Genomic DNA, 14992 nt, shown 5'->3' with positions numbered 1-14992 from the left:
GAGTTATTTATTATGTTGGCAAGAATTCAGGAATGTATCCTTTACCGTGGATTTTCGGACGGTGAGATACTGAACAATATGGCAGAGCTTATCAATCTTTATGAATCTGATGAAGAAGCTCTGAAGGCAAAAGAAGACCAGTTTTTCAAAAGCATCAACGGGCTGGTGGAACTGGCGGGAATGTATGGATTTTCCGGAAATATCTGGCATACATATCTTACATTTCTTCTGGTAAATCACGAGAATGCCTTCAGCATGGCAAGCGAGATCCGTGGGGCTATCAAAGGCAGCATCAATGACCTGGCAAAGAATGATTTTCAGATATTCAAGGAACTGTATGATTTTGATATCACAGTATTTGACAGAGTGTTTGGAACGGTATGCTGTAAAGTGATCTGTGATTATCAGACACCGGATGAGAACAGCAAGCTCTTTAATACCAGAATCCGTGACCGTATCTGCCAGATGAGCAAAACACTGGCAGCAGCTGCCACAACAGAAGAGTTCATGGATGATATGGTATCTTTTTACAAGGATTTTGGTGTAGGTAAGCTGGGTCTTCACAAAGCATTCCGTATCGGCCATGATGAAAATGGCAAAGTAGAAATCCAGCCGATCACAAGGATCGCACATGTGAAGATCGATGACCTGGTAGGCTACGAGATCGCCAAGAAAAAACTCATCGAAAACACAGAGGCCTTTGTGCAGGGAAGAAAGGCAAACAACTGTCTGCTCTTTGGTGATGCGGGAACCGGTAAATCTTCCAGTATCAAGGGTATCCTGAACCAGTATTATGATCAGGGTCTTCGCATCATTGAGGCCTACAAGCATCAGTTCCAGGATCTCAATGAAGTGATCGCCCAGATCAAAAACCGTAACTATCGTTTTATTATTTATATGGATGATCTTTCCTTTGAGGAATTTGAGATTGAATATAAATATCTGAAAGCAGTGATCGAGGGCGGTCTTGAGAAAAAACCGGACAATGTCCTGATCTATGCAACAAGTAACCGACGTAATCTTGTGCGTGAGCGTGCGGCAGACAAGCTGGAGATCGCAGATGAAGACGATCTGCATTCTTCCGATACCGTACAGGAGAAACTTTCCCTGGTATATCGTTTTGGAGTCCGTATCTATTTTGGCAAACCGGACAAAAAACAGTTCCAGGAGATCGTCCGCACACTGGCAGCCCGTTATGGCGTTACCATGCCGGAGGATGAGCTTCTTCTGAAAGCCAACCAGTGGGAACTTTCTCATGGCGGACTGACCGGACGTGCCGCACAGCAGTTTATTGATTACATTGTGGGAACAGAGGAAGAAAAGAGAAAATAGTCCACCTGTGTATTGGGGGAAAGGATGATGAACTATGGCGGTGACAACCTTTGCGGCAATTGATATAGGATCCTATGAAGTCAGCATGAAGATTTTTGAAATGTCAAAGCGGACCGGTTTCCGGGAGATTAATGACGTTCGTTACCAGCTGGAACTGGGGCGGGGAACTTATGCGGCTGGACGGCTTGAGATGGAAACTGTGGATGAACTCTGTGGGATCCTTGATGATTTTAAACGCATGATGGCTGACTTTGGGGTGGAAAGCTGGCGTGCGTGTGCCACAAGCTCCCTGCGAGAACTGGAGAATCCGGTGATTATTCTGGAACAGATTTTCCAGAGAACCGGGATCCGTGTGGAGATCTTAAGCAATGCGGAGCAGCATTTTCTGGGATATAAATCCATTGCGGCCATTGAATCCGGCTTCAAAAAAGCCATTCAGAAAGGCACGGCAATTCTGGATATCGGAGGTGGAAACCTGCAGATTTCCCTCTTTGACAAAGATGCGCTGGTGCTGACCCAGAGTATCCGAATGGGAAGTCTTCGTATCCGTGAACGGTTAAAAGAACTGGAGAAAACAACTCCACATTATGACCGGCTGGTGGAGGAATTTATCCGCAACGATCTGATGTGTTTCCAGCGGCTCTATCTTAAGGATAAAGAAATTTCCAATCTGATCCTGATGGGAGATTTTCTCACAGATACGATTTTTCAGGACAGATCCGGGGAGAATATGATCACAAAGGAAGAATTCCTGAAGAAATACGAGACCATCGTAAACATGTCAGATTATGATCTTGCGGAATCCATGGAACTGGAACCGGAATATGCTTCCCTGATCGTGCCGAACATGGTTATTATCCGAAATTTCATAGAAATTTTTCAGGCGGAAGCACTGTGGATCCCCGGTGTTTCTCTTTTGGATGGAATTGCCTATGATTATGCAGAAAAAAACAAATATCTGAAAAGCGCCCACAATTTTGAAAATGATATCCTGGTGGCGTCCGCAAATATTGCCAAAAGGTATTCCAGCGGAAAGAATCACATTGCAGGAACCACCGATCTGGCACTGGATATTTTTGACAGTACAAAAAAGATCCACGGCATGGGAAAACGTGAACGCCTTCTTCTGCAGATCGCGGTTCTTCTTCATGACTGCGGAAAATATATCAGTATGAGTGATGTTGCAGAATGTTCCTACCGTATCATCATGGCTACGGAGATCATTGGCCTTTCCACAGAGGAACGGCAGGTGATCGCAAGTGCGGTGCGGTATAATACCAGAGAATTCGGCTGCTATGAAGAGATCAACCGTGAAACTTCCATGAACAGGGAAAATTATCTCCTGACAGCGAAGCTGACAGCAATTCTCCGTCTGGCCAATGCCATGGACAGAAGCCATTACCAGAAGGTAAAAGCTCTCAATGTAACATTGAAGGACAGAATTCTTTATCTGGTAGTGGATTCTGCGAAAGATGTTTCCCTGGAACTGGGTCTTCTGAAAGATAAAAAGGAATTTTTTGAAGAGGTGTTTGGCATCCGGCTTGTAATGAGACGGAAAGGAAGAAGATAACGGAGGAGGTTTTTGTATGAAATTTAAGGAATTTGACAAACCGGAATATTTTGTAAACAGAGAGCTGAGCTGGATCAAATTTGACGACCGCGTACTCAGTGAGGCCAGGGACAAAAATCTGCCTCTGTTTGAGAGACTGAAATTTTTGAGTATTACCTCATCCAATCTGGATGAATTTTATATGGTCCGTGTGGCATCCCTGAAAGACCAGGTTCATGTAGGGTACAAAAAAACGGACATTGCGGGAATGACAGCCAAAGAGCAGCTGAAAGCCATCAGCCAGCAGACCCATGATCTGGTTCACGTACAGTACAGTACATTAAACCGGTCTCTGGTTCCTGCCCTTGAAAAAGCAGGACTTCATGTGATCTTTGAGCATGAGGCATTTTCTGAGAAACAGAAGGAATTTGTAGACCGGTATTTTGAGGATAATGTATATCCGGTTCTGACACCCATGGCAATGGATTCTTCCAGACCATTTCCGCTGATCCGTAACAAGACACTGAACATCGGAGCACTTCTTTCCAGAAAAGATACCAAAAAAGGAAAAGAAGAGATAGATTTTGCCACCGTGCAGGTGCCTTCCGTGCTTCCGAGAGTGGTGATCATCCCTTCCGAAAAAAAAGGTCATACAACCGTAACGCTTCTGGAGCAGATCATTGAGCGGAACATTGACAAACTGTTTTTAAGCTACGATGTGATCTGTGCACATCCGTACCGGATCATGCGTAATGCAGATCTTTCCATCGATGAGGATGAGGCGGAGGATCTTCTGGTGGAGATCCAGAAACAGCTGAAAAAGCGTCAGTGGGGCGAAGTGATCCGTCTGGAAGTGGAAGATAAGATGGACCCGAGGCTTCTGGATATTTTGAAAATGGAATTTCAGGTTCACGGAGATGACATCTTTTTTATCAACGGACCGCTGGATCTGACTATGCTGATGAAGGTTTATGGTATCGATGGATATGATCAGTTCAAGGAGCCGAAGTACAAACCGGCAGCAGTACCGGCATTTCAGAATGATAAAGACATTTTCCAGGTGATCCGGGAAGGGGATGTGTTCCTGCATCATCCATATATGAGTTTTGATCCGGTGGTGAATTTTGTGCGCCAGGCGGCAAAAGATCCGGATGTACTGGCAATCAAGCAGACACTGTATCGTGTCAGCGGCAATTCCCCCATCATTGCAGCGCTGGCTCAGGCAGCAGAAAACGGCAAGCAGGTTTCTGTTCTTGTGGAGCTGAAAGCACGTTTTGACGAGGAAAACAATATCGTCTGGGCCAAAATGCTGGAAAAAGCAGGCTGTCATGTAATTTATGGTCTGGTAGGACTGAAGACACACAGCAAGATCACCCTTGTTGTGCGAAGAGAAGAAAACGGAATCCGCCGATATGTCCATCTGGCAACCGGAAACTATAACGATTCCACAGCCAAACTTTATACAGACTGCGGTATTTTTACCTGTGATGAGCGGTTTGGTGAGGATGCAACGGCTGTCTTTAACATGCTTTCCGGATATTCCGAGCCGAAACGCTGGAACCGTCTGATCGTTGCGCCCATCTGGATGAAAGACCGTTTTGTAAAAATGATCGAGAGAGAAGCACAGCATGCGAAAGACGGAGAAGAGGCCCACATTGTGGCGAAGATGAATTCCCTGTGTGACCCTGCGATCATGGCGGCACTGTATTACGCTTCTTCCTGCGGTGTAAAGATCGATCTTCTGGTTCGTGGTATCTGCTGTCTGAAGGTGGGCATTCCGGGTATCAGTGAAAATATCCATGTGCGTTCCATTGTCGGCAATTTCCTGGAGCACAGCCGGATTTTCTATTTCCATAATGGTGGTTCCGATGAGATCTACATGGGAAGTGCAGACTGGATGCCACGTAATCTTGATCGTCGTGTGGAGATCGTTTTCCCTGTGGAAGATGAGGGAATCAAGGACGAGATCAAACATGTGCTGGATCTGGAATTCCGTGACAATGTAAAAGCGCATATCCTTAAGCCCTCCGGTCTCTATGAGAAACAGGATAAACGGGGAAAAACCCTGATAAATTCCCAGATGGAATTCTGCCTGGAAGCCACCGAGCGGGCCAAAGCCGCAAAAAAAGAGAAGAAAGAAAAGAAGAGAGTCTTCGTACCGGCCGAGCCGGCGGAGGATATTGAAAAATAATGTAAGAACGAGAATTGAAGACAATCAGGAAATGCTGGAAATTGAACTTCGAATAAGAGACAATAATCAGCCAGAATCTACCCAGGCATAAGCCAGGACCCTACAGAAGAGAAAATAATAAGATACATAAAGAAAAGGACAGCCATATCATATCAATGTATGATACAGCTGTCCTTAAATAATATTCTTAAAGATTATCCATATTACGTTAACATGACATAATACTCACCAGGTCTGAAATACATTGTCGTTTCTAATAACACTTCTTACAAGCCCCATACCCCGCAGCTTCCGCCTGCGCGCGCGTCATCTCCGTAGCATTATCCGGGTTCATATTTCCGCAGTTGGGGATTCGGTGATACTTGCTTCCGGTAGCAGAGATCCATACCATATCCCCGACCGGTTCCGGATCAGCCTGCACTTCAGCCTGAGAATCCGAAGCCGCCCCATCGGAAGAATCATAGCCGGATGCACCGGAATTATCATAAGCAGAAGAAGGCTGCGTACCGGTATCCGATTCATCACCTGCAGAATAATCATTACACGGACTCTGGTTCCATTCAATATTATTTCCGTCACTGACCGCGATAACCGTACCCTGCTCATCCGTACGAAACACCTGGATTCCCATATCGGCAAGTTTGTCCATAGTATCCTTATGCGGATGCCCGTAGGAATTACCGGCGCCACAGCTGATCACTGCATATTCCGGAACTGTCTCCTGGAGCAGATCCCAGGTAGTAGCAGTGGCAGAACCATGATGCCCCGGAACGATCACATCGCAGGAAAGATCCAGTCCCAGATTACAGATCGCTTCCTCACCGGCAGACTCCGCATCTCCCGTAAACAGGAAATGATTGCTTCCGTTTTCCAGTCGGATCGCAACAGAATTATCGTTATCATTGCTGCTGATAGACTGGGGAGAAAGAACCGTAAATTTCCCGCTTCCGAAGGCGAAATCCGTTCCTGGTTCCGGATGCTGCACAGTCAGTCCCTGAGAGGCAACACTGTTCTCGAAAGACTGATAGATCTTCGTATCCTGCACATAATCCGCGCCGATCACATTTTTTACGGAAAAACTGTCCAGACATCCTACGAGACCAGCCACATGATCCTCATCATAATGGGAGGAGATCATATAGTCGATGGTAGAAATATTCTGTTTCTGCAGATACGAAACCACGAAACTGGAATGTCCCCGGTCACCGCCGTCATACAGAAGATTCTCTCCCCGCGACTGTACCAGGATCGAAAGTCCCTGTCCCACATCCAGAAAATGGACAGCCATTGTCGTGTCAGCAGAAGCAGCCTCAGCTGTATAAGCAGCAGAGGGAACTCCTGCGGCTGTCAGCAGAACAAGCAGCAGCGAAAGAAAAAACGCCTGCAGTTTTCTGCGAAAAGAAAGTTTGTGATGCATGAGAAGTCACCCCTTATCATAAGTATTTTTTCAGGGAAAATTATAAAACAGAAAATAAAAAAATGCAAAAAAATCCATGTTTTGTATAGATTATTGACAGCTGTATATAATGTACGTATAATAAAAGTACAGAATACTGTACAGAAAAGGAGGGCGTATATGTTAGCGGTAAATTATACGAATTTACGGGAAAATATGAAAAATTATATGGATAAGGTTACAGATGACTATGAAACCATGATCGTTACTCGTAAAAACAACAGAAATGTGGTGATGATGTCGGAAGAATCCTACAACAATCTTATGGAAAATCTTTATCTTATGGAAGATCGCGCAAATTATGACTGGATTATGGAATCAAAGAAACAGTTACAGGAAGGAAAAGCAGGTATTCATAAGTTGAAAGAGGTTGAATGATGAATAAGGTATTCACGCAGAACGGATGGGAAGACTATGTTTACTGGGAGACCGAAGATAAAAAGACACTGAAGAAGATCAATGCGCTGATAGAGGATATATGCAGGAATGGCAATCAGGGGATCGGTAAACCGGAACCCTTGACAGGAAATTTGGCAGGTTTCTGGTCAAGACGTATTAATGATAAGGACCGGCTGATTTATCAGATAGATGATGAAAATGTTTATATACTGGCTTGCAGATATCATTATACGAGATGAATGTGATAGGGAGCATCTGAAGAATGAGGGACTTTTTTATGCTTCCTGTTTTTTTATTATTTTCAGAATAACGAAAAAAGCAGTTAGAATTATTCTAACTGCTTTTTAGAATAGCCAGTACGGGAATCGAACCCGTGTTTCCGCCGTGAGAGGGCGGCGTCTTAGCCCCTTGACCAACTGGCCATATTCATTCGTTTCTGTCGTTTAAGTTGTTTTCCTCAACCGACTTCGTTAGTATATAACACTTTTTTTCAAAATGCAAGTATTTTTTTCAATTTTTTTAAAAAAATTTTCGAGGGATTTCAGGGGCAGGATTTTACTTGCAGTTTTAAAGGGGGTTTGATAGAATAGATAGGCTGTGGCGGCTGAAGAAATCAGTCTTTTAACCAAATCAAGTAAGTCCCCTGTTTCAATTGCGAAAAGCAATAAGCAGTGGGTGGGGACTTGCTTGTATCAGGAGGAGTGCAAACTTCTCCTGATAAACTGCGGAGCAGTTATTTGGTTATGAGCAAGTAGCGAAGCGGATTGCGAATATCCGCTTGACCCGAATCAAGTAAGTCCCCGGCGGAGGTGCGAATATCTGCTTGCCGGACAGACAGATTTCCTGAGCTGCTACACTGTGAAAAGAAAAAAGGAATATTTTACAGAAATCAATATAGTAACTATATAATATAGTAGGAATATAAATGTCTGCTTTACGAAAAAGCAAATTTCTGATATAATACAAACAAATGTTCGAAAAGAAAAAGAAAGGAATCAGTGGAATGGCAAAAAAAGACACTTATGATGCGGACAGTATCTCTGTCCTGGAAGGCCTCGAGGCCGTACGAAAGCGCCCCGGTATGTACATCGGAAGCGTATCCAGAAAGGGACTGAACCATCTGATATATGAGATCGTAGACAATGCGGTAGACGAGCACCTTGCAGGATATTGCAGCCTGATCCATGTAGTTCTTGAGAAGGACGGTTCCTGTACAGTAGAAGATAACGGACGAGGAATCCCGGTAGATATGCATGCCAAGGGCGTGTCAGCGGAACGACTTGTTTTTACAACTCTTCATGCAGGTGGTAAGTTTGATAATTCCGCATATAAGACAAGCGGTGGACTTCATGGCGTGGGCTCTTCGGTTGTAAATGCATTGTCCACCTATCTGGATATTAAGATCAGCCGTGACGGCTATGTACATCATGACCACTATGAGAGAGGAATCCCTACCATTGAACTGGAAGCAGGACTTCTCCCGAAGCTGGGGAAAACCAGAGGAACCGGAACCTGTGTGAACTTCCTTCCGGACCCGGAGATCTTTGAGAAAACAAGATTCGGGGCAGCCGATGTAAAGAGCCGTCTTCACGAGACTGCTTACCTGAACCCGGAACTTACGATCCATTTTGAGGACCGAAGAGGGGATATGATCGAAGATATCCAGTATCATGAGCCGGAGGGAATCGTGGGATTTATCCGTGATCTCAATAAGAACGCACAACCACTTCATGATCCGGTCTACTTTAAAGGAGAGGCAGACGGAATCCAGGTGGAGATAGCTTTTCAGTTTACCAATGAATTCCGTGAGAACGTCCTTGGATTCTGTAACAATATCTACAATGCAGAAGGCGGAACACATCTGACCGGTTTTAAGACAACCTTTACAACCGTAATGAACACTTACGCACGTGAGATCGGTGTGCTGAAGGATAAAGATCCCAATTTTACAGGCGCAGATATCCGAAATGGTATGACAGCCGTTGTCTCCATCAAACATCCGGCACCCCGTTTTGAGGGCCAGACCAAGACCAAGCTGGACAACCAGGATGCGTCCAGAGCCACCGGTAAAGTGACAGGGGAACAGCTGGTACTCTTCTTTGACCGAAACCTGGAAACACTGAAGACAGTACTTTCCTGTGCGGAAAAAGCGGCCAAGATCCGTAAGACGGAAGAACGTGCCAAGACCAATCTTCTCACCAAGCAGAAATACTCTTTTGATTCCAACGGCAAGCTGGCCAACTGTGAGAAGAAAGATCCGTCTCTCTGCGAGATCTTTATTGTAGAGGGAGATTCCGCCGGCGGTTCTGCCAAGACTGCCAGAGACCGTAACTATCAGGCTATCCTGCCTATCCGCGGTAAGATCCTCAATGTAGAGAAGGCCACCATCGACAAGGTACTGGCCAATGCGGAGATCAAGACCATGATCAACGCTTTTGGATGCGGCTTTTCCGAAGGATATGGAAACGATTTCGATATTACCAAACTCCGTTACGATAAGATTGTGATCATGGCCGATGCCGATGTGGACGGAGCACATATCTCCACGCTGCTTCTGACATTATTCTACCGTTTTATGCCGGAACTGATCTATGAGGGACATGTATACATTGCCATGCCGCCTCTTTATAAAGTAATGCCCAAGAAGGGACAGGAGGAATATCTTTACGATGACAAGGCCCTGGAGAAATACCGCCGGAGCCATAAACCTGGAAGTTTTACCCTTCAGAGATATAAAGGTCTGGGAGAGATGGACGCCCAGCAGCTGTGGGAGACGACTCTGAATCCGGAAACCAGGATGATGAAACGTGTGGAGATCGAAGATGCCCGCATGGCTTCTGATGTGACAGAAATCCTGATGGGAAGCGATGTTCCGCCACGTAAGGCGTTTATCTATGAGCATGCAACGGATGCAGAGCTGGATATCTGATAACAGCAGGGAGAAATGTCGAAGCCGGAGGGCAGGGCATCCATGAATGGATCGAATGCAGACTGGCACCAACGGATCAAAATTGGGAGAATAAACTATGAATACGAAACAGGACAATATCATCCGCACCGATTATGCGGAGATCATGCAGAAATCATATATCGATTACGCCATGAGCGTTATCATTTCCAGAGCACTGCCGGATGTACGTGACGGACTGAAGCCGGTACAGCGCCGGACCCTTTACGATATGTATGAGCTGGGCATCCGTTACGACCGCCCGTACCGTAAATGTGCCCGTATCGTAGGAGATACCATGGGTAAATATCATCCTCACGGTGACAGTTCTATTTATGATGCTCTTGTAGTCATGGCGCAGGAATTTAAGAAAGGTCGTACACTGGTTGACGGACATGGAAACTTTGGTTCCATTGAGGGAGACGGAGCCGCAGCCATGCGATACACAGAGGCACGTCTTGAGAAGCTGACCCAGGAGGTTTTTCTGGAAGATCTTGATAAGAACGTTGTGGACTTTATGCCGAACTTCGACGAGACAGAGAAAGAACCGGTAGTGCTTCCGGTAAGAATCCCTAACCTTCTGGTAAACGGAGCCGACGGAATCGCTGTAGGTATGGCCACCAGCATCCCACCTCACAATCTGGGTGAAGTAGTAGATGCAGTGAAGGCATACATGAAGAACAATGATATCAGCACCCGTGGGCTGATGCGTTATCTCAAGGGCCCGGATTTTCCGACAGGTGGTATCGTAGTAAATAAGGACGACCTTGTAAAAATCTACGAATCCGGAACAGGCAAGCTCCGTATCCGCGGACGGGTAGAAATAGAGAAGTTGAAGGGTGGTCGTCAGCAGCTGGTGATCACAGAGATTCCCTACACCATGATCGGCGCCAACATCGGAAAATTCCTCAATGATATCGCAACTCTGGTGGAAACCAAGAAGACTACAGATATCGTGGACATTTCCAACCAGTCATCTAAGGAGGGAATCCGTATCGTTCTGGAACTGAAGCGCGACGCAGATGTGGAGAACCTTACCAATATGCTCTACAAGAAGACCAGACTGGAGGATACTTTCGGTGTCAATATGCTGGCAGTTGCAGACGGAAGACCGGAGACCCTGGGACTGAAGCAGATCATTGCCCATCATGTTGATTTTGTTTTCGAAGTAAATTCCAGAAAGTACACCACCCTTCTTGCCAAGGAACAGGAGAAGCGTGAGATCCAGGAAGGTCTGATCAAGGCTTGCGATGTTATTGATCTGATTATTGAGATCCTCCGCGGCAGCAAGAGCCGTGACCAGGTAAAGAAATGCCTGACCGATGGTATCACAGAAGGGATTAAATTCAAGACCAAGACCTCCGAAAAAGCGGCAAAAACCCTGAAATTCACAGAAAAACAGGCCGCAGCTATCCTGGACATGCTGTCTTTACAAGCTGATCGGTCTGGAGATCGATGCTCTGATGAAGGAGCATGAGGAAACCATGAAGAACATTGCTGCTTATGAGGATATCCTGAATAATTATGACTCCATGGCAGCAGTGATCATGGGTGAACTGGATCAGATCAAGAAGGAATACGGCAGTAAGCGTAAGACTTCCATTGAAAACGCAGAGGAAGCTGTTTATGAGGAGAAGAAGATGGAAGAGACCGAAGTCTGCTTCCTGATGGATCGTTTCGGATATATGCGTCTCATTGACAAGAATGCCTACGAGCGTAATAAGGATGCCGCTCATGCAGAGAGCCGCTATGTCTTTACCTGCATGAATACGGACAAGATCTGTATCTTTACAGATACCGGCAAGCTCCACACAGTGAAGGCAGAGGATATCCCGCTGGTACGTTTCCGTGATAAAGGTGTTCCGGCAGATAATCTGGGTAATTATGATAGTACTTCCGAGCAAATCCTTTATGTGGCACCGCTGAGCCAGGTGGCAGCCTCCACAGTGCTCTTTGTTACAGAGAATGGCATGTGCAAGCTGGTAAAAGGAGAAGAGTTCCGTGCTTCCAAGCGTACCATTGTTTCCACCAAGCTTGCAGAGGATGACCGCCTGGTATTCGTAGGAGCAGCCGATGAGATGGATCAGGTTGTGTTCCAGTCTGAAAAGGGTTACTTTCTCCGTATCATGAAAACCGAGATCTCCGTCACTAAGAAAAACGCTATGGGTGTCCGCGGCATGAAGCTTACCGGTGAAGACCGGATCCACCATGCGTATCTTTTGGAAAGCAGGCAGGAGTATGCCATTACCTACCACGACAAACCATACGTACTCAACAAAGTCAAACTCGCCAAGCGAGACACCAAAGGTGTGAAGCCGAGAATCTGATCACCACCCCGCCATCCATCTCACAGCCTACGGTGATCTGGCTGGAACTGACCATTCGTGAGATGCACGCTCATTCCCGGTTTGACGGGCAGATATGAGGGGAAGGCTCTCCTCCCTGAAATACGTAGACAAAGGTCAGCTCTACGAAGGCATCATCCTCAAGTCCCTGAAAGAAGACACCACCCGCCGCACTGTAGTCCTGGTATCCCACAGAGTCTCCACCATGAACGTGGCAGATGTGGTGTATGAGATGGAGAACGGGAGATTATCATAAGAGATAGCACGTTGGATGTACAAAAACCACAAAAACCGGAAATCGCAATTAATACTTGCATTTAACAGACATTGGTGTTACAATGAACGAAACTAAGAACTTGTTGGCATAGGAGTGGGCGAGAGCCCGCTCCTATTTGCTGAGAAGGAATTTGTTCAGAAACAGGCAGAAGTAAGAAAGGCAGGTGGGAAGCATGAGCAGACGGGAAGAATATGAACAGAAAGCAGAGGCGATCCTTACACCGATCGTAGAGTCCAAGGGCTTTGAACTGGTAGATGTGGAGTATGTCAAGGAAGCTGGAACCTGGTATCTCAGAGGTTATATCGACAAGCCGGGCGGAATCACAGTCAATGACTGCGAGGACGTAAGCCGTGCATTCAGCGATATCCTGGATGAGCAGGATTTCATCGAAGACAGCTACATTATGGAGATCAGTTCTCCGGGACTTGACCGGCCTCTTAAGAAAGAGAAAGACTTTAAGAGAAGCCTTGGCAAGCTGGTGGAGATCCGTACCTACCGGCCGATCGAGAAGCAGAAAGAATTCTGCGGTATTTTAAATGCATATGATAGTAACAGTGTGACAATCGATGAAGACGGCACAGAACGCACTTTTGATAAAAAAGATATCGCCCTGATTCGTCTTGCAATCGAATTCTAAAAGAGAATCGAATCTGTAAAAATTCAGGAGGAAAAAAAGGAAAATGAGCAGAGATTTAAGAGACGCGCTGGACGTTCTCGAAAAAGAGAAAAACATCAGTAAGGATACACTGCTGGAGGCAATTGAGCAGTCACTGATCCAGGCATGGAAGAATCATTTCGGAAAGGCAGATAACGTTCACGTTATGATCGATCCGGAGACCTGTGATTTCAGTGTTTACGCTGACAGAACTGTTGTAGAGCATGTGGAGGACCCGGCCCTTGAGATTTCTCTGGTGGATGCACAGAAAACAAACACCAACGCAGAGATCGGTGATGTTATGAAAGTTGAGATCCAGTCCAAGGAATTCGGACGTATCGCAACCCAGAACGCAAAGAACGTCATTCTTCAGAAGATTCGTGAGGAAGAGCGCAAAGTTCTCTACGATCAGTACTACGGAATCGAAAAAGAAGTAGTAACCGGTATTGTTCAGAGAGTAATGGGCAAAAATGTCAGCATCAACCTCGGTAAGGCAGACGCAGTCCTCACAGAGAACGAGCAGGTAAAAGGCGAGACATTCCAGCCGACTGAGCGAGTAAAGGTTTACATCCTTGAGGTAAAGGATACACCGAAGGGACCACGTATCCTTGTTTCCAGAACACATCCTGGCCTTGTAAAGAGACTTTTCGAGTCCGAGGTTGCAGAGGTAAGAGATGGTACCGTTGAGATCAAGAGCATTGCCCGTGAGGCAGGTTCCCGTACCAAGATCGCCGTATGGAGTAACGATCCGGATGTAGATGCTGTGGGAGCATGTGTCGGTATGAACGGCGCACGTGTAGGTGCGGTTGTCAACGAACTTCACGGTGAGAAGATCGATATCATCAACTGGGATGAGAACCCGGCAATCCTTATCGAGAACGCATTAAGCCCTGCAAAAGTTATCGCAGTTATGGCAGATCCGGATGAGAAGACTGCACTGGTTGTAGTTCCGGATTATCAGCTTTCCCTTGCCATCGGTAAAGAGGGACAGAACGCACGTCTTGCTGCAAGACTTACAGGATTCAAGATCGACATCAAGAGCGAGACACAGGCAAGAGAGTCCGGTGACTTCTACGATGATTACGATGAGGAACACGAAGAAGCAGAGGACGAAATGACAGAAGAGGCTGTTTCCGAAGAAATTCCGGAAACAGAGGAAGATACAGAAGAGACAGAAACAGAAGCTGAAGAAACAGCAGATGGAGATGCCGAAGAATAATGAAAACGAGAACCAAGATTCCCATGCGTCAGTGTACCGGCTGCAGGGAAATGAAAAGCAAAAAGGAAATGATACGAGTTCTCAAAACATCAGAGAATGAGATCATCCTGGACGCTACAGGTAAGAAAAACGGACGCGGCGCATACCTTTGTTTCTCAGAGGAATGCCTGGAAAAGGCCATCAAAAACCACGGCCTGGAGCGTTCCTTGAAAATGGCAGTTCCGGATGAAGTGTATCAGAACCTCAAGAAGGAGTTTGAGTCAATTGAAAAACAGTAAGGTTTTATCACTCATCGGACTTGCGACAAAAGCAGGAAAAACAGTGAGCGGAGAATTTTCCACAGAGAAATCCGTAAAAACAGGAAAAGGTTTCCTGGCACTGGTGGCAGATGATGCCTCCGAAAACACAAAAAAGAAATTTCGGAATATGTGTACCTATTACGAAGTTCCGTTATATTTCCTTTCAGACAAAGAGAGCCTGGGCAGAGCAATGGGCAAAGAATTCCGTGCCAGCCTTGCCGTGCAGGACGAAAATTTTGCAAAGGCGATCATGAAGGAGCTGGAAAAAGAATCCGGCAGATAACCTGCATGATACAGGCGTCTGTAAGGAGGTTTGACGATAA

General features: G+C 46.0%; 12 protein-coding genes, 1 tRNA gene and 1 pseudogene. 11 read left to right on the top strand and 3 right to left on the bottom strand.

Annotated elements, in window-relative coordinates:
- Positions 1-12 precede the first annotated feature (12 nt).
- Genes AC04Q6_RS16145 through AC04Q6_RS16135 form a run of 3 tightly spaced genes read left to right on the top strand, consistent with a single transcriptional unit; the run spans position 13 to position 5072 of the window.
- Positions 13-1332, top strand: a complete 1320-nt coding sequence (locus tag AC04Q6_RS16145; RefSeq protein ID WP_021977926.1) for an ATP-binding protein — start codon at positions 13-15, stop codon at positions 1330-1332.
- A gap of 34 nt (positions 1333-1366) precedes the next feature.
- Complete coding sequence (locus AC04Q6_RS16140; protein WP_021977925.1) at positions 1367-2902, top strand: Ppx/GppA phosphatase family protein; 1536 nt, start codon at positions 1367-1369, stop codon at positions 2900-2902.
- A 16-nt stretch (positions 2903-2918) separates the two neighbouring features.
- Positions 2919-5072 (top strand): RNA degradosome polyphosphate kinase, encoded by a 2154-nt coding sequence (locus AC04Q6_RS16135; RefSeq protein WP_021977924.1) that lies wholly within the window; start codon positions 2919-2921, stop codon positions 5070-5072.
- A 253-nt stretch (positions 5073-5325) separates the two neighbouring features.
- Here AC04Q6_RS16135 and AC04Q6_RS16130 read toward each other — a convergent pair whose 3' ends face one another.
- On the bottom strand, positions 5326-6489 hold the full coding sequence (locus AC04Q6_RS16130) for a ComEC/Rec2 family competence protein (RefSeq protein ID WP_118071136.1): 1164 nt from the start codon (positions 6487-6489) through the stop codon (positions 5326-5328).
- Positions 6490-6648: 159 nt separating this feature from the next.
- On the opposite strand from AC04Q6_RS16130, the gene AC04Q6_RS16125 reads away from it, so the two are divergent.
- Both AC04Q6_RS16125 and AC04Q6_RS16120 read left to right on the top strand, forming a co-directional pair.
- Complete coding sequence (locus AC04Q6_RS16125; RefSeq protein WP_021977922.1) at positions 6649-6906, top strand: type II toxin-antitoxin system Phd/YefM family antitoxin; 258 nt, start codon at positions 6649-6651, stop codon at positions 6904-6906.
- Positions 6906-7166: a Txe/YoeB family addiction module toxin gene (locus AC04Q6_RS16120; RefSeq protein WP_021977921.1), complete on the top strand. Its 261-nt coding sequence runs from the start codon at positions 6906-6908 to the stop codon at positions 7164-7166. The genes AC04Q6_RS16125 and AC04Q6_RS16120 overlap by 1 nt, the downstream gene beginning before the upstream one ends.
- A 111-nt stretch (positions 7167-7277) precedes the next feature.
- Here the strand turns inward: AC04Q6_RS16120 and AC04Q6_RS16115 are convergent.
- A tRNA-Glu gene (locus tag AC04Q6_RS16115) sits at positions 7278-7349 on the bottom strand.
- A 581-nt stretch (positions 7350-7930) separates the two neighbouring features.
- Here AC04Q6_RS16115 and AC04Q6_RS16110 point away from each other — a divergent pair.
- Both AC04Q6_RS16110 and AC04Q6_RS16105 read left to right on the top strand, forming a co-directional pair.
- Positions 7931-9856: a DNA gyrase/topoisomerase IV subunit B gene (locus AC04Q6_RS16110; protein WP_118062658.1), complete on the top strand. Its 1926-nt coding sequence runs from the start codon at positions 7931-7933 to the stop codon at positions 9854-9856.
- 97 nt (positions 9857-9953) lie between these two features.
- Positions 9954-12201 (top strand): annotated as a pseudogene (locus AC04Q6_RS16105) (DNA gyrase/topoisomerase IV subunit A).
- A gap of 70 nt (positions 12202-12271) precedes the next feature.
- On the opposite strand, the gene AC04Q6_RS16100 reads toward AC04Q6_RS16105, so the two are convergent.
- Complete coding sequence (locus AC04Q6_RS16100; protein ID WP_178087498.1) at positions 12272-12412, bottom strand: hypothetical protein; 141 nt, start codon at positions 12410-12412, stop codon at positions 12272-12274.
- A gap of 256 nt (positions 12413-12668) precedes the next feature.
- Here AC04Q6_RS16100 and AC04Q6_RS16095 point away from each other — a divergent pair, with 256 nt between their 5' ends.
- Genes AC04Q6_RS16095 through AC04Q6_RS16080 form a run of 4 tightly spaced genes read left to right on the top strand, consistent with a single transcriptional unit; the run spans position 12669 to position 14952 of the window.
- Entirely contained in the window at positions 12669-13133 is a 465-nt protein-coding gene (locus tag AC04Q6_RS16095) for a ribosome maturation factor RimP (protein WP_118062602.1), read from the top strand.
- 43 nt (positions 13134-13176) lie between these two features.
- Positions 13177-14370 carry a transcription termination factor NusA gene (gene nusA / locus AC04Q6_RS16090; protein WP_476389774.1) on the top strand — a complete coding sequence of 398 codons (1194 nt, stop codon included), beginning with the start codon at positions 13177-13179 and terminating at the stop codon, positions 14368-14370.
- Entirely contained in the window at positions 14370-14648 is a 279-nt protein-coding gene (gene rnpM, locus AC04Q6_RS16085) for an RNase P modulator RnpM (protein WP_021977122.1), read from the top strand. The genes nusA and rnpM overlap by 1 nt, the downstream gene beginning before the upstream one ends.
- Positions 14635-14952, top strand: a complete 318-nt coding sequence (locus AC04Q6_RS16080; RefSeq protein ID WP_021977121.1) for a L7Ae/L30e/S12e/Gadd45 family ribosomal protein — start codon at positions 14635-14637, stop codon at positions 14950-14952. The genes rnpM and AC04Q6_RS16080 overlap by 14 nt, the downstream gene beginning before the upstream one ends.
- Positions 14953-14992: the final 40 nt, after the last annotated feature.

It is taken from the genome of Blautia sp. HA9023 (assembly GCF_056504095.1).
This window is presented reverse-complemented; position numbering and strand designations above follow the sequence as displayed.